This is a genomic window from Desertimonas flava (assembly GCF_003426815.1).
Classification (GTDB): Bacteria; Actinomycetota; Acidimicrobiia; order Acidimicrobiales; family Ilumatobacteraceae; genus Desertimonas; species Desertimonas flava.
In genome coordinates, this window is record NZ_QKYK01000007.1 from 137,668 (window position 1) to 158,714 (window position 21,047).

Annotated in this window: 20 protein-coding genes; 10 read left to right on the forward strand and 10 right to left on the reverse strand. The window is 71.3% G+C overall.

What is annotated here, in order from left to right; translation table 11 throughout:
• Window positions 1–50: 50 nt before the first annotated feature.
• The 4 genes from DN771_RS10825 to DN771_RS10840 all read right to left on the reverse strand — a co-directional run bounded on the left by DN771_RS10825 (window position 51) and on the right by DN771_RS10840 (window position 4,598).
• Window positions 51–1,271 (reverse strand): cytochrome P450, encoded by a 1,221-nt coding sequence (locus DN771_RS10825; RefSeq protein WP_116997383.1) that lies wholly within the window; start codon window positions 1,269–1,271, stop codon window positions 51–53.
• 14 nt (window positions 1,272–1,285) lie between these two features.
• A complete protein-coding gene (locus DN771_RS10830) occupies window positions 1,286–2,149 on the reverse strand; it encodes an SDR family NAD(P)-dependent oxidoreductase (protein ID WP_116997384.1) in 864 nt (287 codons plus the stop codon).
• 81 nt (window positions 2,150–2,230) lie between these two features.
• Window positions 2,231–3,313, reverse strand: coding sequence for a sugar ABC transporter substrate-binding protein (locus tag DN771_RS10835; protein ID WP_116997385.1), 1,083 nt, complete (start codon window positions 3,311–3,313; stop codon window positions 2,231–2,233).
• 82 nt (window positions 3,314–3,395) lie between these two features.
• Entirely contained in the window at window positions 3,396–4,598 is a 1,203-nt protein-coding gene (locus DN771_RS10840; protein WP_162941802.1) for an ABC transporter permease, read from the reverse strand.
• Between the two features lie 193 nt (window positions 4,599–4,791).
• Here DN771_RS10840 and DN771_RS10845 point away from each other — a divergent pair, with 193 nt between their 5' ends.
• The 6 genes from DN771_RS10845 (at window position 4,792) to DN771_RS10870 (ending at window position 10,956) form a co-directional block, all read left to right on the forward strand.
• Entirely contained in the window at window positions 4,792–6,315 is a 1,524-nt protein-coding gene (locus DN771_RS10845) for a sugar ABC transporter ATP-binding protein (protein ID WP_116997387.1), read from the forward strand.
• On the forward strand, window positions 6,312–7,118 hold the full coding sequence (locus tag DN771_RS10850) for an enoyl-CoA hydratase-related protein (RefSeq protein ID WP_205528534.1): 807 nt from the start codon (window positions 6,312–6,314) through the stop codon (window positions 7,116–7,118). The genes DN771_RS10845 and DN771_RS10850 overlap by 4 nt, the downstream gene beginning before the upstream one ends.
• Window positions 7,119–7,224: 106 nt before the next feature.
• Window positions 7,225–8,280, forward strand: coding sequence for a sugar ABC transporter substrate-binding protein (locus DN771_RS10855; protein ID WP_116997388.1), 1,056 nt, complete (start codon window positions 7,225–7,227; stop codon window positions 8,278–8,280).
• Window positions 8,281–8,444: 164 nt separating this feature from the next.
• Window positions 8,445–9,203 carry an alpha/beta hydrolase gene (locus DN771_RS10860; protein WP_116997389.1) on the forward strand — a complete coding sequence of 253 codons (759 nt, stop codon included), beginning with the start codon at window positions 8,445–8,447 and terminating at the stop codon, window positions 9,201–9,203.
• A complete protein-coding gene (locus DN771_RS10865) occupies window positions 9,200–10,039 on the forward strand; it encodes a nuclear transport factor 2 family protein (protein WP_116997390.1) in 840 nt (279 codons plus the stop codon). Before DN771_RS10860 ends, DN771_RS10865 begins: the two co-directional genes overlap by 4 nt.
• Window positions 10,036–10,956 carry an LLM class flavin-dependent oxidoreductase gene (locus DN771_RS10870; RefSeq protein WP_116997391.1) on the forward strand — a complete coding sequence of 307 codons (921 nt, stop codon included), beginning with the start codon at window positions 10,036–10,038 and terminating at the stop codon, window positions 10,954–10,956. Before DN771_RS10865 ends, DN771_RS10870 begins: the two co-directional genes overlap by 4 nt.
• A 169-nt stretch (window positions 10,957–11,125) precedes the next feature.
• Here the strand turns inward: DN771_RS10870 and DN771_RS10875 are convergent, their stop codons facing one another.
• The 3 genes from DN771_RS10875 to DN771_RS10885 are packed head-to-tail and all read right to left on the reverse strand — an operon-like array spanning window position 11,126 to window position 12,527.
• A complete protein-coding gene (locus DN771_RS10875; protein ID WP_116997392.1) occupies window positions 11,126–11,416 on the reverse strand; it encodes a DUF1330 domain-containing protein in 291 nt (96 codons plus the stop codon).
• A complete protein-coding gene (locus DN771_RS10880; RefSeq protein ID WP_116997393.1) occupies window positions 11,413–12,069 on the reverse strand; it encodes a winged helix-turn-helix transcriptional regulator in 657 nt (218 codons plus the stop codon). The genes DN771_RS10875 and DN771_RS10880 overlap by 4 nt, the downstream gene beginning before the upstream one ends.
• Window positions 12,066–12,527 (reverse strand): DUF3237 domain-containing protein, encoded by a 462-nt coding sequence (locus tag DN771_RS10885; protein ID WP_116997394.1) that lies wholly within the window; start codon window positions 12,525–12,527, stop codon window positions 12,066–12,068. The genes DN771_RS10880 and DN771_RS10885 overlap by 4 nt, the downstream gene beginning before the upstream one ends.
• Before the next feature lie 122 nt (window positions 12,528–12,649).
• On the opposite strand from DN771_RS10885, the gene DN771_RS10890 reads away from it, so the two are divergent.
• The 3 genes from DN771_RS10890 (at window position 12,650) to DN771_RS10900 (ending at window position 15,297) form a co-directional block, all read left to right on the forward strand.
• Window positions 12,650–13,753 (forward strand): LLM class flavin-dependent oxidoreductase, encoded by a 1,104-nt coding sequence (locus tag DN771_RS10890; RefSeq protein WP_116997395.1) that lies wholly within the window; start codon window positions 12,650–12,652, stop codon window positions 13,751–13,753.
• A gap of 46 nt (window positions 13,754–13,799) precedes the next feature.
• On the forward strand, window positions 13,800–14,252 hold the full coding sequence (locus tag DN771_RS10895; protein ID WP_116997396.1) for a hypothetical protein: 453 nt from the start codon (window positions 13,800–13,802) through the stop codon (window positions 14,250–14,252).
• A gap of 478 nt (window positions 14,253–14,730) precedes the next feature.
• Window positions 14,731–15,297: a peptidoglycan-binding domain-containing protein gene (locus tag DN771_RS10900; protein ID WP_205528535.1), complete on the forward strand. Its 567-nt coding sequence runs from the start codon at window positions 14,731–14,733 to the stop codon at window positions 15,295–15,297.
• 15 nt (window positions 15,298–15,312) lie between these two features.
• Here the strand turns inward: DN771_RS10900 and DN771_RS10905 are convergent, their stop codons facing one another.
• The 3 genes from DN771_RS10905 to DN771_RS10915 form a co-directional block, all read right to left on the reverse strand.
• Window positions 15,313–18,189: a helix-turn-helix transcriptional regulator gene (locus DN771_RS10905; RefSeq protein WP_162941803.1), complete on the reverse strand. Its 2,877-nt coding sequence runs from the start codon at window positions 18,187–18,189 to the stop codon at window positions 15,313–15,315.
• Window positions 18,190–18,324: 135 nt separating this feature from the next.
• Window positions 18,325–18,990 (reverse strand): LPXTG cell wall anchor domain-containing protein, encoded by a 666-nt coding sequence (locus tag DN771_RS10910; RefSeq protein WP_162941804.1) that lies wholly within the window; start codon window positions 18,988–18,990, stop codon window positions 18,325–18,327.
• Window positions 18,991–19,117: 127 nt separating this feature from the next.
• A complete protein-coding gene (locus DN771_RS10915) occupies window positions 19,118–19,765 on the reverse strand; it encodes a helix-turn-helix domain-containing protein (protein ID WP_321196052.1) in 648 nt (215 codons plus the stop codon).
• Window positions 19,766–19,981: 216 nt separating this feature from the next.
• Between DN771_RS10915 and DN771_RS10920 the strand changes: the two genes are divergently transcribed.
• Window positions 19,982–21,040, forward strand: coding sequence for an isopenicillin N synthase family dioxygenase (locus DN771_RS10920; RefSeq protein WP_205528536.1), 1,059 nt, complete (start codon window positions 19,982–19,984; stop codon window positions 21,038–21,040).
• Window positions 21,041–21,047: the final 7 nt, after the last annotated feature.

Genomic DNA, 21,047 nt, shown 5'->3' on the forward strand with positions numbered 1-21,047 from the left:
GGGTCGAACTTCGGTCCGAGCTGCGGTCGGATGACGATCGGGCATCGGGCTCACGCGGTCCGCACCGGCAGGTGGACGAGGCCGCGCGACAGCATCGTCGGGTGCCAGTCGAGGGTGTCGGGGTCGGCCGCCAGCTCGAGCCCGGGGTAGGAATCGACCAGCGCCGAGATCGACAGCTGCCCCTCGAGCCGGGCGAGTGGGGCTCCGAGGCAGTAGTGGATGCCGACGCCGAAGCCGAGGTGGTTGGTGGGCCGGCGCTCGATGTCGAGCCGGTCGGGATCCTCGAAGGCCTCGGGATCCCGGTTGGCCGACAGGTTGACGAGGAAGGCCCGGTCGCCCTTGCTCAGCTGGCGGCCGCCGATCTCGTGGGGATCCTTGACCATCCTCACCGTGGCCCGGGCCGGCCCGTCGTACCGCAGCAGCTCATCGACGGCAGGGCCGATGAGGTGGGGCTCGGCCCGGAGCAGGGCCAGCTGATCGGGGTGCGACAGCAGGGCGAGCATGCCGTTGCCGATGAGGTTGGTCGTCGTCTCGTGGCCGCCGAAGAGCAAGAGCGTGCACGTGGCCACCAGCTCCTGGCGCGACAGGGTGTCGCCGTCCTCGTGCTCGAGCAGGACGCTGATCAGGTTGTCGCCGGGGTGCCGTTCGTACTGGCCGATGAGGTCGACGAGGTAGTCGCGCAGCTCGATCATGCCGCGTGCCGCCGTCTCGAAGCGGTCCTCGCGGCCGTAGGCGCCGAACACGAGCGAGGTGAGCTTGTCCGACCACTCCTTGAACAGGTCACGGTCGGCCGGCGGCACGCCGAGCATCTGGGCGATGATGACGGCGGGCAGCGGGTAGGCGAACTCGCGGATGAGGTCGGCCTCGCCGTCGAGCTCGGCGACGAGCTGGCGGATCGTCCGGCTGATCTCCTCGGTGCGGGCGCGGACCACGGTCGGTGTGAACGCCCTGGCCACCAGCTTGCGCAGCCGCGTGTGCTCGGGCGGGTCCTTGAACACCAGCCAGTCCTCGAGGATGCGGAACGTGTCGTCCACCTCGTCGGAGGCCGCCGCCGACGTGACCGCCGAGGTGAACGGCGAGATGCGCTCGGCGGTGAGCTGGCTGCTGCGCAGGGCGGTCGACAGGTCGGCGTGGCGCGTGATCACCCACGCCCGGTGGCGCTCGTTCCAGAACACCGGCTCCTGCTCGCGCAGGCGCCCGAAGTACGTGTGCGGATCGCGGACCGCCTCGTCGCACATCAGGTTGAGGTCGATCTCGGCGAGCGCGTCCATGTCGTCTCCTCTGATCACGCGAGCGTCATCCCGCCGTCGACGGTCAGGATCTGGCCGGTGACGAAGCCGGCATCGGGTCCGGCGAGGAACGCCACGGCGCCGGCGATGTCGTCGGTGGTGGCGAACCGTCGCAGCGGGATCTTCTTGGTCGCCGCCGCGACGATCGTGTCGACGTCGGTGTGCGCCGTCGCCGCGGCACGGGCGAACGTGCCGTCGATCATGTCGGTGGGGGTCGGCCCGGGTGCCACGGCGTTGACGCGGATCCCGTAGCGGGCCAGCTCGATCGCCTGCTGCTCGGTCAGCCGCTCGACAGCCGCCTTCGACGCGCAGTAGGCGCCGTACCGGCCGAGGGCGCGGTGGCCCGCCGTCGACGACAGATGGACGATCGACCGCTGCGGCGCGGCGCTCTCCGCCAACGCCGGCACCATCACGGAGCACACCTGGTACAACGACGTCACGTTGACCAGCATCGTCTGCTCCCAGACGTCTGCGGGCGTTTCATGGGCCATGAACGAGTTAGCCTCGCCGGCCGACCCGTGATTGTTGACGAGCACGGCGAGCGCCCCGAGCCCGGCGGCCGCGTCGCGCAGGGCGACGGCGGTGCCGGTCTCGATGATGTCGCCGGCCACGGCGACGGCCTCACCTCCGCCGGCGACGATCTCGTCCACCACCGACGCCGCGCCCTTCCAGCCGCTCGCCGCTTCCTCGGCCGTGCGGTGAGAGGGGTCGGCGCTGCGTTCGTGGACCACGACGGCACAACCGCCCGCGGCGAGGCGGCGGGCGATCGCCCGGCCGATCCCGCGGGCCCGCCCGGCGCCGGTGACGACGGCAACGGGGGCCCCGGCCTCGCCGGTGCGGCGTGGCGTCTCACTGGTCACTGTGTGGGTTCCTTCCTGATGGCAGACGGGCGGGCACGAGCGTGGCGCGGGCCCCGCCGTTCGGCGGGGCCCGCGACCCGATCAGGACTCGAGCTGATAGAAGACCCGCTCGGTGGCCTCGACCTCACCGTCGGCGGGGACGTTGTCGGAGGTCACCAGCACGGACGTGGCGAGGATCTGCACGCCCTCGACGCCGGGCGCCGGATTTCCGGCCAGCATCGATGCGGCGATGCGGCACGCCGCCTCGCCGCCGGCCTCGTGACCATCGGCCACCGTGGCCACGAACGGGCCACCGGCCCGAATGGCCGCGTACTCCTCGGGGTCGCCGTTCATCGACACCACGATGGCATCGCTCCCGGCCGCCTCGACCGCCTGGGCCGCGCCGACGCCGAGCGAACCGAATCCGCCGATCACCGCGACGGCGTCGGGGTCGGCCTGCAGGGCGGCCTCGGTCGCGGTCTGTGCCGCCTCCGCGCTGAACCCGAGGGCGTCACCAACGATGGTGAGCTCGATGTCGGGATACTCGGCGAAGACCTCCTGGATGCCCTGCTCACGGCTCTGCAGCGCCGGGTTGTTGGCGTTGACGAGGATCACCGAGCCGGCGCCGCCGATCTGCTCGGCGACGTAGCGGGCGATGATGCGCCCGTCCTCGGCCTGGTTGGCGTCGAGCGACACGACTCCGGCCGGGTTGCCCGCCCCCCACGTGATGAACGGCACGCCGGCCTCGTTGAAGCGGGCGATCGTGGCGTCCTGGCCGCTCATGTCGATGCCGATGTTGAACACCGCCTGACGGCCCGAGGCCTCCCACGCGTCGAGGATCGCCGGCAGCTTCGTCGGGTCGCCGCCGACGTCCTGGAAGTCGACGTCGGCGCCGTTGTCGGTCAGGCACTTCTCGAGCGGGCGCGACCAGCGCTCGGCGCCCGGCACCGGCGCGAGGTTGGCGATGCCGACGCTCACGCCCTCGAGCGCGCTGAGGTCGTCGGGGATCTCGACGATGGTCGCCCCCTCGGGGACACCGCCGCTGGCGGTGTCGCCCCCGGCGGCCGCGCCGTCGGTGCCCGCCGGTTCGGTGCCGGGCTCGGTGGACGCGGCGGCGCTGCCCGCGGCAGCGAGGGCGATCAGCAGCGCGGACGCTGCGATCACGGTCGGTCGGCGTGTGTTCATGGTTCCCCCTGGTCGGTTGATGTGACGGTGTGGTGTGTCGGTGGACGGAAGCGGTGGTGGACGATCCGCTGAGTGCTGGCGGCTAGGTGCTGGCGGCGGCCCGGCGGGCGAGGCCGGCGAACGTGAGCGCGGCGACGAGGATCACCCCGTTGGCGATCGTCTGGGCGTAACCGGGCACGCCGAGGATGATGAGGCCCGAGAACGTCACGGTCATCAGGGCCACGCCGATCAACGTGCCGACGATGTGGAACTCGCCCTCCTTGAGCGAGACGGCGCCGAGGAAGCAGGCCGTGAACGCCTGCAGCAGGTACGACCCCTGGTTGCCGACGAGCGTGACGGCCGAGCCGGTGCGGCCGGCGGCGAGCATGATCCCGGCGAAGGACGCGACCACGGCGCAGATGACGAACGCGGCCAGCCGGTAGCGCCTGACGTTGATGCCCGCCAGTCGCGACGCCTCGGCGTTGCCGCCGACGGCGTCCATGCGACGGCCGGCCTCGGTCTGGTTGAGGAACACCCACAGCACGGCCAGCACGGCGAGCGCGGCCACGGCGATGATCGGCACGCTGAGCCCGCCGAGGTCGATCTCCAGCGTCTTGCCGAACGGCTCGACCACCCACTTCCACGACGACGGCGCCCGCCAGCCGAAGAGGGTGCCTTGCACGGTTCCCGTGATCTCGGCGGGCAGCTGCACCGACCGGCCGTCCGACAGCCGGACGAGGTAGCCATCGACGATGCCGGCCACGCCGAGCGTGGCGATGAACGCAGTGACGCCGAAGTACGACACGACGATGCCGTTCACGACGCCGACGATGAAGCCGAACACCAGGGCGGCGATGAGCGCGACCAGTGCGGTCGACTGCCAGGACGCGCCGAACACAGCGCCGCCCCCGATGTCGGTGAACGGGATCGTCGGCCACGTGATCACGTACGAGCCCTGGGCGAACTGGGCGAACATCGCGCCGCCGAGCGTGAGCGTCGCCGCGATCGAGAGGTCGAACTCGCCGAGGAGCAGCACCACCGTCAGGCCGCCGGCGAGGATGGCGAGGACGGCCGACTGGCGCAGCACGAGCGACACGTTGGCGCCGGTGAGGAACCGCTGGTTGCCGAGGATGATCTCGGACAGGACGGCGAAGAGCACTACCAGCACGGCGAGGAAGATCAGCGTTCCGTAGCGCGACATGAAGATCAGCGCCCGGCGCATCGAGTCGGGCGAGTCGGCCGCGCGCCGGCCACCCGATGGTTCCGTCGCCTCCAACTCGACCGCCTCGACGAGCGTTTGTGTCATCTCTCCCCCAAGCCAAACGATACTCCGACTACGTCGGGGCGTCGGCAGCATCATGGCAGACGTGACCGCGTAACGCCAGTGTCAGAGCCGGCCCACTACGAATTCGAAACCCAACAAGTGGTCAGTTATCTCTTTCGCCGGCGCGATTCGTGCTCTATAGTCACCGCCGGGGACGGGATCCGGGGGGCCTGCGTTGTCAACACATCACGTCGTCGAGATCGCCGGCCTGTGCAAGCAGTTCCCGGGTGTGCGCGCCCTCGACAACGCGTCGCTCACCATCGAGGCGGGGGAGGTGCACGGGCTCGTCGGCGAGAACGGCGCGGGCAAGTCGACGCTCATCAAGATCCTCGCCGGCGCGCAGCAACGCGACTCGGGCACGATCCTCGTCGACGGCGCCGAGGTCTCGCTCAGCCACGAGTCCGAGGCCGACGCCCTCGGCCTGCACTTCATCCACCAGGACGTCGCCCTCGTCCCCCGGCTGAGCGTCGCCGAGAACGTGTTCCTCGGCCGCCGCCTCCCGCGCCGCGGTCCGTTCGTGTCGAAGCGCGCGGCCCGGGCGGCCGCGTCGACCGTGCTGCGTGACTTCGTCGACGTCGATCCCGCCACTCCCGTAGCCGCGCTCAGCGTCGCCGAGCGCTGGATGGTGAGCATCGCCCGCGCCTGCTCGGGCGACGCCCGCCTCGTGGTCATGGACGAGCCCACCGTCGCGCTCGCCGACGCCGAGGTGGAGCGGGTGTTCGAGGCCGTCGATCGCCTCCGCTCCCGCAGTATCGCCGTACTCTTCGTCTCGCACCGGCTCGGCGAGATCCTGCGGATCGCCGACACCGTGACGGTGATGAAGGACGGCTGCACCGTCGGCCGGCACGCCATCTCCACGCTCGACCGCACGCGCCTGATCTCGGCGATCATCGGTCGCGAGGCCGGGGCGATCGAACCGCTCGGCGAACCGGCGGCGCCACGCGACGACGTCGTGCTCGAGGCGCGGGGACTGAGCGGTGGCCCGCTCCAGGACGTCGACCTGACCCTCCGGGCGGGCGAGATCCTCGGCATCGGCGGACTCGTCGGCTCCGGCCGCACGTCGCTGCTGCTCACGCTGTTCGGGCACCACAAGCCGGCGGGTGGCGAGCTCCTCGTGGATGGCAAGCCGGTGCGCTTCCACTCACCGGCCGACGCCATCCGGGCCGGGTTCGCGCTCATCCCTGAGGAGCGGCGCACGCAGGGTCTGCTGCCGCGACGTTCGATCCGCGAGAACGTGGTGCTCGCCCACCTCCAGGACTTCCGCCGCTCGGCCCGGATCCCCACGCCCGACCGGCGGGCCGAGACGGATCGTACGAAGCGGGAGATCGACCGCCTCAAGATCGCCGCGACCGGACCGGCGCAGATCATCTCCACGCTGTCGGGCGGCAACCAGCAGAAGGCCCTGCTCTCCCGCTGGCTCGTCGGCCGCAAGACGCGGGTACTCCTCCTCGACGAGCCCACCAAGGGCGTCGACGTGGGCGCCAAGACCGAGATCCTCCGGCTCGTCTCCGAGCTGGCGGCCGGCGGCGTCGCCGTCATCATCGCCTCGTCCGACCTGGAGGAGACGGCGGCGATCGCCCACCGGGTGGTCGTGCTTCGGGAAGGACGCACCGCCGGGGAGCTGACGCGACCCACCACCGAGGCGGAGATCCTCCACCTCTGCTACCAGACGCCGACGACCGTAGGAGGTCCGCCATGACCACACCCGTCTTCACCGAACCGATCCCCGACCTCGGCCGCTGGTTCGTGGACCGGGACGACGAGGTGTGCGTCCTCCGCTACGACGGCGGCGACCGACGGACGCTCGGCATCGAGGGGGCGCGCGAGGTGGGCGACCTGATCGCCGAGCGCGCGGCACGCGACGAGCCGCCGGTGCTCGTGCTCGTCGTCGACGTGCTGCACGCCGAGCTCGCCGAGGTGCGCCAGATGTCCGACGGCCGCCCGATCGCCGATTGGGCGCCGTGGGTCCGGGCGATCGATCTGGTCGAGCACTACCCGAGCGCCACCGTGGTGGCGGTCGAACGCCAGGCGAGCTGCGGCGGCCTGGAACTGTCCCTCGCCGCCGACCTCCGCGTCGCCTCACCGACCGCCCGGCTCGGTGTGCTCGAGACACGTATGGGCATCCTCCCCGGCGCCGGCGGCACGCAGCGGCTGCCCGAGCTCGTCGGCACCGGCAACGCCGCCCTGCTCGTCCTCACCGGCGCCACCGTGTCGGGGAACGAGGCGCACCGCATGGGCCTCGTCCAGCTGCTCGACCACGATCCCGTCGGGCGGGCGATCGCCCTCGCCGAGCATCTCGCGACGATCGGCCCCGTCGTGCTCGGCGCCGCCAAGGGGGCGCTCGCCGCCGGGCGGGTGCGCAGCGCCGACGGGTTCCGCGCCGAGGGAAAGGCCTTCCTCTCCGTCGTCGGGACGGAGCCCACCAAGCGCCGCATCGACGCGTGGCTCGACGCCCAACGCGCCGGGACGAACCCGGCGCTCGACACCAGTCCGCTGCCGTGAACCGCTCGGTGCGGGACACGACGCGGTCGCCGCGGTTCACAGCCGCGGCGATCACCACACAGCCCACCCACGAACGGACGTGGGGACACGAGAACCGGGGGACCACATGAAGCACGCACTGATCACGAGGCGCACGGCTGCGCTCGGCGCCGCCGTCGCACTGGCGACCGCACTGGGCGCCGGGCACGCGACTGCCGGCAATGCCACCGGGTCGGCCGACACCGCGGGTGAGTCGGCGGCCGACCTGTCGGCGTTCGAGGGCACGACCGTCGGCATCGTGTCGCTGGCGCCCGGCCTCGAGCCGGTCGACCGCATCGGCGCCGGCGTCGAGGAGTGCGTCGCGGCCAACGGCGGCACGACCCAGGTGTTCGACGCCAAGGGGGGCGCCGAGGCGGTGCTCGCCTTCGAGCAGGCCAACGCCGCGGGCGTCGACGCGATCTACAACATCGCCAACGACGTGAGCGGTGGCGGGCTCGACGCCGGTCTCGCCGAGGCGGCGGCCGCCGGACGCCCGGTGGTCACGGCGTGGGGCGGTCAGCGCACCGGCACGTATGCGATCACCGGCCTGGAGTTCCAGAGCGCCGCCCGCGTCGGCCAGTACGTCATCGACCGGCTGGCGGCGCAGAACGACGGCGTCGCCGCCGGCACCGTGCTCGTCGTCAACTCCAGGGTCACGCCGAGCCTGCGCCAGCGCGCCGACGCCTTCAAGGCGATGGTCGGGCCCGACACGGAGTTCCCTGACATCGAGATCCAGGAGATCGAGGTCGACATCGCCAACGCCTTGGCCGATGCGCAGGCGAAGGTCGAGCAGGCGATCCAGGCCGACCCCGAGATCGACGCCGTATACGCCTCGTTCGACACGATCGGGCAGGGCGCGGCGACGGCCATCGACTCGGCCGGGGGCAGCCAGTTCGTCGTGTCGTTCAACGGCGATTCGACGGCGCTCGACATGATCCGCCAGAACAAGAGCTTCGCGGCCACGGCGGCCAACGACCTCGAGGGCACTGCGGCGCTCGCCTGCGAACTGCTCGCCGAGCTCCTCGCCGGCGGAACGCCGGGCGCCACCACCTACTGGATGGACAGCCCACTGGTGACCCAGGAGAACATCCCCGACGAGGGCTTCGTCACCGGCGCCGGGGCCTTCGAGCTCTACGAAGGCTGAGCTCGACCCGCCACGCCACCCCGCGTTCCTGTACTGGATTCGACCCGTCTACGGGACAGAACCAGACAGGAACGTGGGGCAGGCGCGGCGGTGCCACTCGGCGTGATCGTTCGCCACGTCCGGCGATCACTTGACTTTTCCAAGCGAAGCGCGATGATCGGCATGTGTGCGCGCTCGCTCTCCAGCCGCCGTCCGTCGTCCTCGTCCACGGTGCGTGGCACGGCGGCGAGTGCTGGACACGTGTCGCCACGCGATTACGTTCGCGCGGCGTCAGCGTCCACGCACCCACGCTGACCGGGCTGGGCAATCGCGCGTCTGAGCTGACCCCGGCGACCGACCTGGCGACCCACGTCGATGACGTCGTGGGCGTGCTCGACGCGGTCGACACTCCCGTGGTGCTCGTCGGGCACAGCTACGCCGGCTTCGTCGTGCGCGCCGCAGCCGACCGGCGACCCGATCTCATTCATCGGCTCGTGCTCGTCGACGGCTGGTTCGGCGCCGACGGCGCGTCACTGTTCGACCAGGCACCCGACTGGTTCACGGCAGCGATGCGCGACGCAGCGGCGCGCGAGGGGGACGGCTGGCGGATCCCGATCCCCGATCCCAGCCTGGTCGGCGTCGACGATCCGGCCGATGCGGCGTGGCTCCGCGAGCAGCTCACGCCACACCCGCTGGCGACGTTCGAGCAGGCCACCGAGCTGACCGGTGTCGTCGACACGATCGACACCGTCGCGATCACGACAGCCCAGCAACTCCTGCCGTTCCGCACGTGGGCCTCCGATGCCGGCTGGCCCGTCGTCGACGTCGACAGCGGCCACGACGCCATGGTCACCGCGCCGGCCGAGTTGGCGGCGGCCCTCGGCCGTCTCGCCGGTCTCGACGACCTCGCCGCCTCACCCTCCCACCCCCAGGAGACATCATGACCACCACCACGGACCACGCACCGATCACACCGATCGACGACCGCACCGCCGTCGTCGACGCCCTCTACCGGTTCGCCGCCGGACAGGACGACCGCGACCCGGCGGTCCTGCGGTCGGCGTTCACCGACGAGGCCACGCTCGACTTCACGCAGCCGGCGCAACGGTTCGGTGCCGCCGGCCCGGTGTTCCGTGGTGTCGACGAGATCCTCACGATCCTCGACATCCTCGAGCCGCTCGTCACCAGCCACGTCGTCACCAACCCGCAGGTGGCCGTGGACGGCGACACGGCGACGATGCGCGCCCTCGTGGCCGCCCAGCACGTGCGTCGCGACGACCCCGCTCGCCACCTGCTCCTGCAGAACGTCTACGACCTGGAACTTCGTCGCGACAGCGACGGGTTCCGCATCTCCACGATGCTCATCCGCACGCTCTGGTCCGACGGCGATCCCACCGTGCTGTTCGCCCCGCCGACTCCGGGGGACGGGCTGACGCTGACGCGAGCCGGCGAGCACCGCTGGATCGACGTCGGTGACGGCGTGTCGATCGCGGCCCTGCGGGTGGTGGGGGCCGGAGCGGGTTCGGCGCTGCTGCGGTTCGCGCCCGGCGCCCGCTCCCCCGCCCACCGTCATCCCGCCGGAGAGGATCTCTACATCCTGTCGGGACGCGTCCGCGTCGGCGACGTCGTACTGGAGGCCGGCGACTACCTCCACACCCCGGCCGGCGGCGTGCACGACGCGGCGTCGGAGGACGGCGCGCTGATGTACATCTCTGTCCCGGAGCCGGTGGAGTTCCTGCCCACCGACGCGGCCGTCGACTCGGCGACTGCGGCACGATGACCACGCGGTTCGGCTGGCTCGTCTCCACCCGCGAGGGTGCCGGCGACCCCGACCGGCGCGTCGGGCCACTGGTCGACCTCGGCGTCGAGGCCGAGCGGCTCGGCTTCGACTCGGTGTGGGTGGGCGACAGTCCGATCGCCCGGCCCCGGCCCGACGCCATCGTCACGCTGGCCGCCATCGCCGCCCGGACCGTGACGTGCATGCTGGGCACGGCCGTCCTCCTGCCGACGCTCCGGCATCCCGTGCTCGCCGCCCACGAACTGGCCACGCTCGACAACCTCGCCGACGGCCGTCTCGTCGCCGGCCTCGGCACCGGGTTCCCGATGCCGGCGACCCGCGACCAGTTCGACGCCCTCGGCGTGCCGTACGGCGACCGCATCGCCCGCTTCGAGGCCGCCGTGACGACGATGCGCGACCTGTGGCGCGGCGCTGGTCCGGTGGAGCTGGAGCCCCGACCCCACCGTGACGGTGGGCCGCCGCTGTGGTTCACCGGCACTGCCCTCGGTGCCATCCGGCGGGCGGGCCGCATCGCCGACGGCTGGCTGCCCTACCCGCCCGATCCCGACACCTACCGGTCGGGTGCTGACGAGCTCGAGCGTCACGCCGCTGCGGCGGGCCGGCCCCGACCCACGCTCGGGCTGTACGCCACCGTCGCCGTCAGCGACGACACCCGCAGGGCACGCCGCGAGCTCGATGACCGCATCTCCCGCTACTACGGCGTGCCGTCGGAGCTCGTCGGCCGGCACCAGGCCCTGTTCGCCGGCACCGCGGACGACGTCGCTGCGTGGCTCCAGCGCTACGTCGACGCCGGCGCCGAGCACGTCGTGATCCGCGCCGCCGCCGCCGATCAGCGCGAGGCGCTCGCCCGCGTGGCCGCCGATGTGTTGCCCCGCCTCCGCCCCGTCGCCGTCGCCTGATCCCGGCCCTCGACCTCACTCACGCGAGCATCCGGAGGGTACATACCGGACGCTTCGGTGGTGTATTTACCCTCCGGTTCGCTGGCTGCCCGCCGGCTCACCGACCGGAGGGTAAATACCGGACGCTTCGGTGGTGTAAATACCCTCCCGTCGCCAGGCGCGAGGTCGGTCAGGGCTGGGCGGCGATGATGCGGATGTCGCGGTCGGCGGCGTCACCGAGCACCGCCAGGGCCCGCTGGTAGGCGTCGCTCGTGTACGCGGCGTACGCCGCCTCGACACTCGGGAACTCGATGAGCGTGGTGCGCTCGACGACACCGAACTCGAACGCGTGGGCCGGCAGGCCACGGGCCAGGAACCTCCCGCCGTGGGCCTCCATCACGTCACCGGCGAGCGCGGCGTATCGAGCCAAGCGTTCGGGATCGCGGATCTCCCGGAACGTGTTGATCCAGTAGGCGGTCATCGCGCCGCCGAGCGGCTGCCGGTGTCGGAGGCGAAGAGCCGAGAGAGCTGGCGGACGCGGCGCGGCGCCCCCTCGACGGTGAGCTGACCCGATGCCACCAGCTCGGCAGCGGCCTGCGGATCGAGTGCGGCGGCGATCGCCTCGAGCGAGCCGGTGAGGGTCACGTGGGGTGGGGCATCGGCGTCGGACACGGTGACGGCGTCCTCGGTGATGTGGAGGTCGACGGTCAAGGCGTCCGTGTCGAGGCGTACGAGCAGGTCGGTGCCCGGTCGGTCCTTGCGCATCGCCGACGCCATCGACCGGGCGAACCACGCGGGGGCGACGACGTCGCCGTCAGCCCGCTCGGCGAGCAGCGGGCGCCCCCATCGCGCCAGGGCGTCGATGACCGGTTCGAGCTCGCGGCCGCGCGGGGTCAGCTGATAGGTGCGGGCCTTGCCCGTCACCGGCAGCCGCTCGACGACGCCGGCCGCCTCCAGCTCGCGAAGGCGCAGGGCGAGCATGTCGGTGGAGATGCCGTCGAGCTGTTCGAGCAGCTCGTTGTAGCGCCGCGGGCCGAGGAGGAGGTCGCGCACCACGAGCAGGGCCCAGCGATCGCCGACGACATCGAGGCTCTTGGCGATCGCGCAGAACTGCCCGTAGCGGCGAACGCTCACCGCACCGCCCAGATCCGGTAGCGCACCTCGCTCAGCGAGAGCTCGTTGACCGCGACGGTGTGGAGCGCGTTGAGCCAGCCGTAGCGCTCGTCGCCCGTCTCGAACAGCGGGCTCGACCGGGCGTACATCTCGGCAGCGTGCACCAGCTCGCCCTTCCGGAAGCGATCGACCGCCTCGGCGTCCATCCGGACCCGGCCGGTGTTGGTCAGTCCCACGTGGGCGCCGTCGTCGGTGCGCAACGTCGCCCGCACGTCGAGGCGGCCCACGCCGTCGGCGCCGACGGTCACCCAGTCACTGCCGTCGACCACGTCGGCGCGCAGGTCCGGGCCCTCGAAGCGCCCATGATCGACGATGCAGTGCAGCCTCATCCCGACCGGGGTGCTGTACATGTGGGTGTCGGCGAAGCGGATCTCGATCTCGCCGAGCGGTTCGAGCTCGACGTCCACCGTCTGCGTCATGACACCAGCCTCCGCCCAACACTTGGAAAAGTCAAGCTTCTCCTGGAGACGTCCAGTGTGGCCCGTCGGGCCGGCGGCTCGGACCCGTAGCGCGCCGACCGGGCGCCGTACCGTTGCCGGGTATGGACCTCGGGGTGTGCATGGCCGCCAAGATCGACGACATCGACTATGCGGTGCTCGCCGAGCAGCTGGGGTACTCGCACCTCTGGGTCGCCGACAGCCAGATGCTGTGGTCGGACTGCTACGCCACGATGGCGCTCGCCGCCACGCGCACCGAGCGCATCAAGATCGGCACCGGCGTCGCCGTGGCGGGCACGCGCACGAGCGCCGTCACCGCCGCCGCTCACGCCACCATCAACCGCCTGGCGCCCGGGCGCGTGTTCTGCGCCATCGGCACCGGCAACACCGCCAACCGGGTGATGGGCGCCAAGCCGATGCCGATCGCCGAGTTCGAGCGCTACATCCGCGAGCTGCGGGTCCTGCTCGACGGCGAAGAGGCCGACGTCGCCTTCCGGGGCGACACCCGTCCCGTCCACCACCTGATGCCCGACGCGGGCTTCGTGAACTTTCAGCCCCGCATCCCCCTCTACATCTCGGGATTCGGGCCGCGGGCGATGGCCCTGGCCCTGCGTCACGGCGACGGCCTGGTGATGTCGATCCACCCCACCGTCGACGGTCTCGAGCACGCGTGGCGCCGTCTCGACGTCGCGAACGGATCCCCCGTCGACCGCTCGTCCTTCTTCACGTCGACGCTGACCACCATGGTGGTGCTCGAACCGGGCGAGGCCGTCGACAGCGAGCGGTCACGCGAGGCCTGTGGGGCGTTCGCCATCGCCGCGCTGCACTACGCCTTCGAGCAGTGGAAGGAAGCCGGGCGTCCCGACCGGCACCCGCCGTTCGACTTCTGGGACGACTACGTGGCCCTGCTCGATCGCACCGATCCGGCGGTGCTGCATCAGCGCATCCACCAGGGTCACAACTGCTGGGTCGTCGACGAGGAACAGCAGTTCGTCACCAAGCAACTGATCGAGGCGTCGTGTCTGGTCGGCACGGCCGACGAGCTCGCCAACCGTCTCGACGACCTCTCGGCTGCCGGGCTCGACCAGGTGATGCTGCTGCCCCCACTCGCCGCCAAGGAGGACGTCCTGCGGTCGGTCGCCGAGCATGTGATGCCGCGGATGCGCAGCCGCGGGGCGCAACGGGGTCTTGACTTCAAGACGACTTGAAGTCGTACGGTCCGGGGACCGAACCAACCCCCCCTTGGAGGCCCCCATGTCCGTCACCGTCGACGCTCCCGAGTTGACCAGCCGCGACCTCAACGTCGCCGCCTTCGCCACCCGATCGCTCCTCGACAGCCTGCTGGTCGACGCCGGCATCTCGTTCGAGACCAGCATCGTGCTCGGCCAGGCGTTCGCCGCTCCCGACGGCCTGCCGCTCGACGCGGTCGTCCAGCGCTTCACCGTCGACATCCGTCGGCCGGCCGACGACGTGCCTGGCATCGTCGCCGAGGCCGAGGCGGCCGGCGTCGTCACACGCGACGGCGACACGATCCACCTCACCAATGCCGGCCGCTCCCTGCAGGAGTCGCTCAACGAGCAGGTCGCCGACATCGTGTCGCGGGTCTACGCCGACATCCCCCACGACGACCTCGTGGTCGCCCGACGCGTCGTCGACCAGGTCACGGCCCAGGCCCGCGCCGAGCTCGCCCGCCGAGGCCCCGCCTGACGCCGACCTAACGGTTGGTGCCTGGTCGGTGAGCGGAAAGGGCGTTCGAGGCGAGGGCCGTCCGCTGGTCCCCGTCCCAACCGGAGGGTAAATACCGGACGCTTCGGTGGGGTATGTACCCTCCCGTCCGCACGTGGCGATGACCGGCCACCCGGCCCACCCGACCGGAGGGTAAATACCGGACGCTTCGGTGGGGTATTTACCCTCCCGTCCGTCCCTGAGGTGTCCTCGCGGCGAGAGAGTGCCCGGGAGTGCGCGGAGAGTGACCATCTCGGTCGTGCGTATGGCCCGTGTTCTTCTGACAGGAGACACCCATTCACCAGACGGGGGAGGTCACCGTCATGATCCACATCACCCACCGCCTCACCGACAACGAGACGCGCTGGCACCAACCGTTAGGGCGCGACCGCGGGTGTCCCCACGGTCGTTGGTCACGGCAGGAAACTTTCTGGCCGGCTCGGACATCTCAGTCTGTGCGATGACGTACGTCCGACCCACCACCGATGAGGGCATCTCAGCAGAGGCCCCGGCGGGCGACGACCCCGACGCGGACATGGACGTCTGGAGCCACTACGGCCTGACCCGCGAGCCGCCGACACCACAACCGGCTCCCCAGTCGCCTCCGGCCGGCGCCGAGGGCGACGATGAGTTGACCACGATCGTCGTGGCCCCGCGGTCGTGGCGGACGAGCCGGCTCGCGTTCGGTCTGGCAGCCGTCCTGGCCGTCGGCTTCGGGGCCTGGATCGCCGCGACCGCCGGACGCGACGACGCCAACGATCGCGTCACCCCGACCGACCAGGCCACCTGCTCGCAGGGATTGGCGGCCGAGGTCTCACTCGGAGCCCACGGTCCCGACGCGCTCTGCGTCGAGGCGAGGCTGGCCACGATCGGGTACGACCCCGGCCCGATCGACGGCGACTTCGACGACCTGACCGACCGAGCCGTGCGGGCGTTCCAGCACGACCACGGTCGCACGGTGGACGGCATCGTCGGCCCACGGACGGCGGCTTCGATGGCCATCTCGTTCCGCGGCGCGACCCCGTAGGGCGGCGACAGTTCGTCAATGGAGCTCGGCTGCCGAACGCCGGAGCTCCGCGCGGGACGACACCCCGAGCATCCGGAACACACGCGCCAGGTGGGTCTCGACGGTCTTCACCGAGATAAACAGCTCCTGAGCCACGCCCTTGTTCGTCAGGCCCGCCTTGGCCAGCGATGCCACGCGGCGTTCGCTCGCCGTGAGGGCACCCACGCCGGACACCGGCCGGACCTTGGAGCGCAGGCCGAGGGCACGGGTCTCGCGCCGGAGCTGGTCGCGCACGGCCGTGGCACCGCATTCCTCGGCCAACCAGAGTGCGTGGCCGAGCTGCGCGGCATCCGGTCGAGGGCCACCTCGGTCGTGCGCGGCCAGCGCCACCACGCCCGTCCGGGCGACCTCGAGCCGTGCACCCAGGGCATCGAAGATCCGGGTGGCCTCGGCCAACCCCTCGTGGGCCCCAGCGGGTTCGGCGAGGGCCAGCGCACGCAGCGCCAACGCCCTGGCTCGGACGAGGCCGAGGGCGGCGGCCCGGGCGATCGCCGATTCCGCCAGCGGTACCGCCTCCTTCGGCCGTCCCGCCGCGGCCAGGACGCCGGCCAGTTCCCCTTCCCAGGCCAAGTAGCCGGGCGACGCGCAGCCGCAGTCGCTGGCGCCGGCCCATCCGCGCTCGAGCTCACCGATCGCACGGTCCCAGTGACCTCGAGCGGCGTGCACCCGGGCGCGCGCCGCGATGAGCAGCTGGTCGAAGAGGCACTCCGCCGGACGCGTCTCGGCGTCGTGAGTGCGTAGCAGCTGTTGTGCACGGTCGAGATCGCCGCCCTCACGGGCGATGTCGACGAGCAGCGACAGTGGCGCCGGCAGGACGTACCGCAGGCCGTAGCCCGAGCAGATCTCCAAGGCCGCCGCTGCGTCCTCCTCGGCCTCGCCCAGCGCGCCGGCGCGGAAGGCAATCGCCGCCCGTTGGTACAGCAACGCACTCACCTGCGCCGGTGACCCTGACCGGCGCGCCGGAGTGAGCCAGCGCTCGATCGCCACGGCGGCCGGCCGATCGCGATCGAGGATCAGCATCGTCTCCAGATTGACGTACATCCAGAGCGAGTGCATCGGCTCCTGCGGGCTGGCGTTCGCGAGCGAGGAGTCGAGCGCCGGTCCCACGAGTTCCTGGGGCTCACCCGACAGCGCGCCGGCGAGCGCCCGGACCGCGAGGACGAGCGCCGGGAAGCCGTCGAGGTCGCCGGCGAGATCGATCGCAGCTCGAAGGTCGGCGATGCACCGCCTCAGGACCGGCGGGTCGACCGATCCCACCCAGGCGGCGAACGTCAGGCCGGCGAGCACCTCCGCGTGCACCACACCGGGGAGCGGCGTCTCCGCCGCGAAGGCACGCAGCGTCTCGACGCCGGCGGCCGACCGCCCGGCCACGCTCATCGCGATCGCCTGCGCGGTCACCAACGTGAGGCGGAGGGCCGGGTCGGCGATGGCGTCGGCCGCCTCGCCGAAGTGGTCGATGGCGGACGGGTCGTTGACGACCGATTCCCCCACCGCCAGCGCGAGCAGAACCGCCCGCCGCTGGTCGGGTGCCGGTGGCTCCGCCAACGCTCGACGGAGCTGGTGCACGGCGAGCTCGGTCGCTCCCTGGGCCAGGGCGATCTGCGCCGAGCGCGTGAGGATGGCGACCATCTCGGGATCACCGGCGGGCTCGACCGACACGATGTGCGGGGCGACTCGGATGACCGGAAGGGCCTCGGCGGTGAGGAGACGGACCGCCTCGCGGTGCAGCACCGACCGTTGGCTCGGCCGCAGCGGCCCAGCGACCGCCGCCTCGACCAGCGGATGCACGAACGAGAGTGGGCGTTCAGGTCCGAGCACCTCGAGGCGCAGCAGCTGATCGGCGACCGCACCGACGTCGTCGACGGACAGGCCGGTCATCGCGGCAATGTGCCGCGGGTGGGCTTCGGGGCCGAGGATCGCCACGGCGCGAGCGACATCGAGCGCCGGCCCCGGCAGCAGGTCGATCCGCGTTTGCACCGTGTCGGCGACATCCAGCTTGACGAGTTCGCCGGGTGACAACAGCCCCTCCGACGGTCCGTCCACACGAGCAGCCCGCACGACCTCGGTCACGAGGAACGGGTTGCCTCGTGTTGCGTCCACTACCGCCCGGCAGAACGACGGTGCCGCGTCGGACACGGAGCGACGGACGAGGCGCTCGACGGCATCGCTGCTGAGGGGCTTGGGTCGCAGCCGCCGGACGGGGTGTTGGGCCACCAGCCGCAGGAGGATCTCGCCGCTGAGATCCTCCCGCATCGGCCGGGTACCGATCACCACGGCGACCGGGAGGTCGTCGACGCGGCGGGCGAGGTAGGCGAGGAACCGCAGGGTCGCGACGTCGGTGCAGTGGCCGTCGTCGCAGATGAGCACGAGTGGCCCGAGTCGCTCCATGAGGCTGACGGTCAGCCAATGCAGACCGTGGACCACCGCGCCGGGCGCCGGTTCCGACGCCCCGTCGACGGGTGCTCGGCCGAACACCGGAGCCGCTTCCGCCGCACCACCGTTGAACAGCTCGTCGTTGTCACCGGCGGCGTCGATCAGCGGCTGGAACATCTGGCGCAGGACGTCGAACGCGACGTCCTGCACGAGCGTGCCTCCCGACCCCATGCCGACGCTCACGCCACGGCCGTCGGCACGCGCCCGGACGTCGGTCAGGAGGCTCGACTTGCCGATCCCGCGTGGCCCCTCGATCACGGCGACACCACCCCTGCCGGCCCGCGTGTGGTCGAGCAGGGCGACGAGCGTCGCCTGTTCCTCCTGTCGTTCGAGCAGACCAATCGAAGCGCTCGATCGTTGACGCGGGCCGTGGTCACCGCCTCCGGACGGTCGCCCATGGTCGGTGTCGTCGCATGTCACACCGGAGAAAGTGCCGAGATCGCTACCGGTGACGGGCCTTCTCGAGAATTCGGCGACTCGACGCCGGACGTCCTGCGTGACGATCACCGACGGTCGGTCGCCCTCGGGATCGCCTCCGCGTTCCGAAGGACGGTTTCAGGAGGTTCCCGAGCGGCGGGTACCGACCATGAACGTCGCCCCGGCACCGAGCAGCAGCGCGGCGATCGTGCCGATGACCCACGTCGTGGCGTTGGCACCGGTCTCCGGCAGCGTACCGCTGAGCACCTGCGGCCCCGTGGCCTGCGCAGGGCAGACATCGTTCAGGTTGACGGTCAGGCCGTCCATCAGCTCGACACCGTCCTCGTAGGAGATCGTGACGATGTACTCGTAGAAGCGGTTGGACGGGATGCTCTGTCCGGCCATGGGGAAGGTGTGGCTGTTGAAGTAGTCGCCGTTGACCTGGTGCACCTCGGTGGAGATCCACCCGAAGTCTCCATGGCCACCGCTGCCCACCAACTCGTGGACGGTCTGGGGCACGTGGCCGTCGACGAGGTCGTCGTACGAGAAGGTGACCCGCGGGCCGGCACAATCGACGTCGGCATCGAGCGTGAACCGGGGCGGTACGAAGGGCGGCGCCGTGAACTGGGGTTCCTCCGGTGCCGGCTCGGTCACCTCGGGCGCCGGCGGCTCGGTCACCTCCGGGATCTCCGGGTTCTCGAGATCCCCGGGGTCGGTCGGCTCGGGAGCGTCGGTCGACTCGGGCACCGTCGGGTTGACGATGACCGGCGGCTCCGTGGGCGGCTGCCCACGGGACCCGATCATGAAGAGACCGACCACCCGGGTCGTCAGGGTGGGACCCTGAACTTTCACCAACTGCTTTCCCGGGCCACCCGCGCTATCGGGCGCGGTGACGCCCCGAGATAGTGCCTGGCACTATCTCGGGGACCAGTCAGCCGTGGGTGCGCGGGCGGGGGACGGCGGCGCTGACCACGAGGAGACGGGCCGGTGAGTCGCCCGTTCGGACCCACTGATGAGGAGTGGTCGCCTGGTACCAGACGGCGTCGCCGTGGCCGAGGTCGATCGGCGACCGACCCTGCAGCCGAACGCTGATCGCCCCGTCGAGCACGTGGACGAACTCCTCGCCGTCGTGATCGAAGTAGCCGCCGAGGTCCTGGTCGGGGTCGACGGTGACCTCCTGGATCTGCAGGATCGAGTCGGGCGATCCGACGAGGAAGCGGGCGAGGGCGGCGTCGGGCCGGTCCTCGATCGGGCGGGCCGCACCCTGCCCGGCGCGGATCACGACCGTGGTGTCGTCGCCGTCGGGAAGCAGGTCCTGGGGCGTCACGCCGAGGGCGTTGGCGACCCGGTACAGCGTGTTGATGCTCGGTGACGCCTTGCCGCTCTCGAGCTGGCTGATGTAGGGCTGGCTGACGCCCGCCCGCTCGGCCAGCGCCGTCGCCGACAACCCGGCCGACTGCCGGCGGGCCCGGATCGCCGCGCCGATCGACAGCTCGATGTCCGAAGCGCCGTCGGCGGCGTCGTCGGAGCGGGCCGAGCCCGATGCGTGGGTGGAGGCGACGTCGACGATGGGGGGAATCTACACCTGGCGGGATCGTCGGTGCATTGATCTGAGCAATTCCGACGTCCCATCTCGACGCTTTCTGACCGCTGCCCGCGGAGGTCGCCGATCTGCCACGTCTTGCCGAGGTCTTACCGAGCTGACGCCCGACCGACGCCACGATGAAACGCGATGGCGCGACAGCGTTCACACGGCGGAAACCAAGATCGCCAGCTCATAGCTCACACTTATGGCGTGACGACTCGCTCCCCACTGGCCAGCCCCGTTCTCATCGACGGCTACGTGCCGCTGATCGACCTTTCGGCCGCGCTGGGCGGCGATCCCGAGGCCCGTGCCGCCGTCGGTGCCGCCCTCGACACGGCGTGCCGCGAATCCGGCTTCTTCCTCGTCGCCGGACACGGGATCGACCCCCAGCTCATCGAGCGGGTCCTCGACGTGACGCGCCAGTTCTTCCACGTGCCGCTCGACGAGCGGCGCGACCTCGTGGCGCCGAAGGGTGACATCACCCTGCGCGGCCTGCGGCTGTTCCACGAAGGACGACCGGGCACGACCGACGGCGGCGCCAGCCAGGACGCCGGCGCGACCCGCCTGTCGGCGCCGCCCGACCTCTGCGAGCTGTTCACGATGAACCGCCTCGGCGAGCCCGGCGTGGCCGACGAGGCCGAGCTCGGCTCGGGCTACGACGTGTGGTCCCGCCCCAACCGGTGGCCGACCAACCCTGGGCTCGAGGGCTTCCGCCCGGCGTGGCTCGATTTCTACGGCGCCCTCGAGAACCTCTCGGGTGAGCTGATGCGCTTCTTCGCCCTCGGGCTCGGGCTCGACGAGCACTTTTTCGACCCGATGGTCGACGACCACCTCACCAACCTGTGCGCCAACTTCTACCCGCCGGTCACGACCGAGCCGGTCGAGGGCCAGTACCGCAAGTTCCCCCACACCGACTCGGGCACGATGACGATCCTCTACCAGGACGAGGCCGGCGGGCTCCAGGTGGTCGATCGCTCCGGCGAGTGGGTCGACGTGCCGTTCGTCGAGGGCTCCTTCGTCGTCAACATCGGCGACCTGATGGCGATCTGGACCAACGACCGCTGGGTGTCGACGAAGCACCGGATCCTCGTGCCGCCGCCCGAGCGCCGCCACCTCGAGCGCATCTCGATGCCGTTCTTCCACCAACCCAACTGGTCGGCCGTCATCGAGTGCCTCCCGTCGTGCACCGACGAGGCCCATCCGCCGCTGCATCCGCCCGTCGTGTCGGGTGACTACTTGGAGTACAAGGTCGTCGGCCTCGCCGCCTGACCGCTCC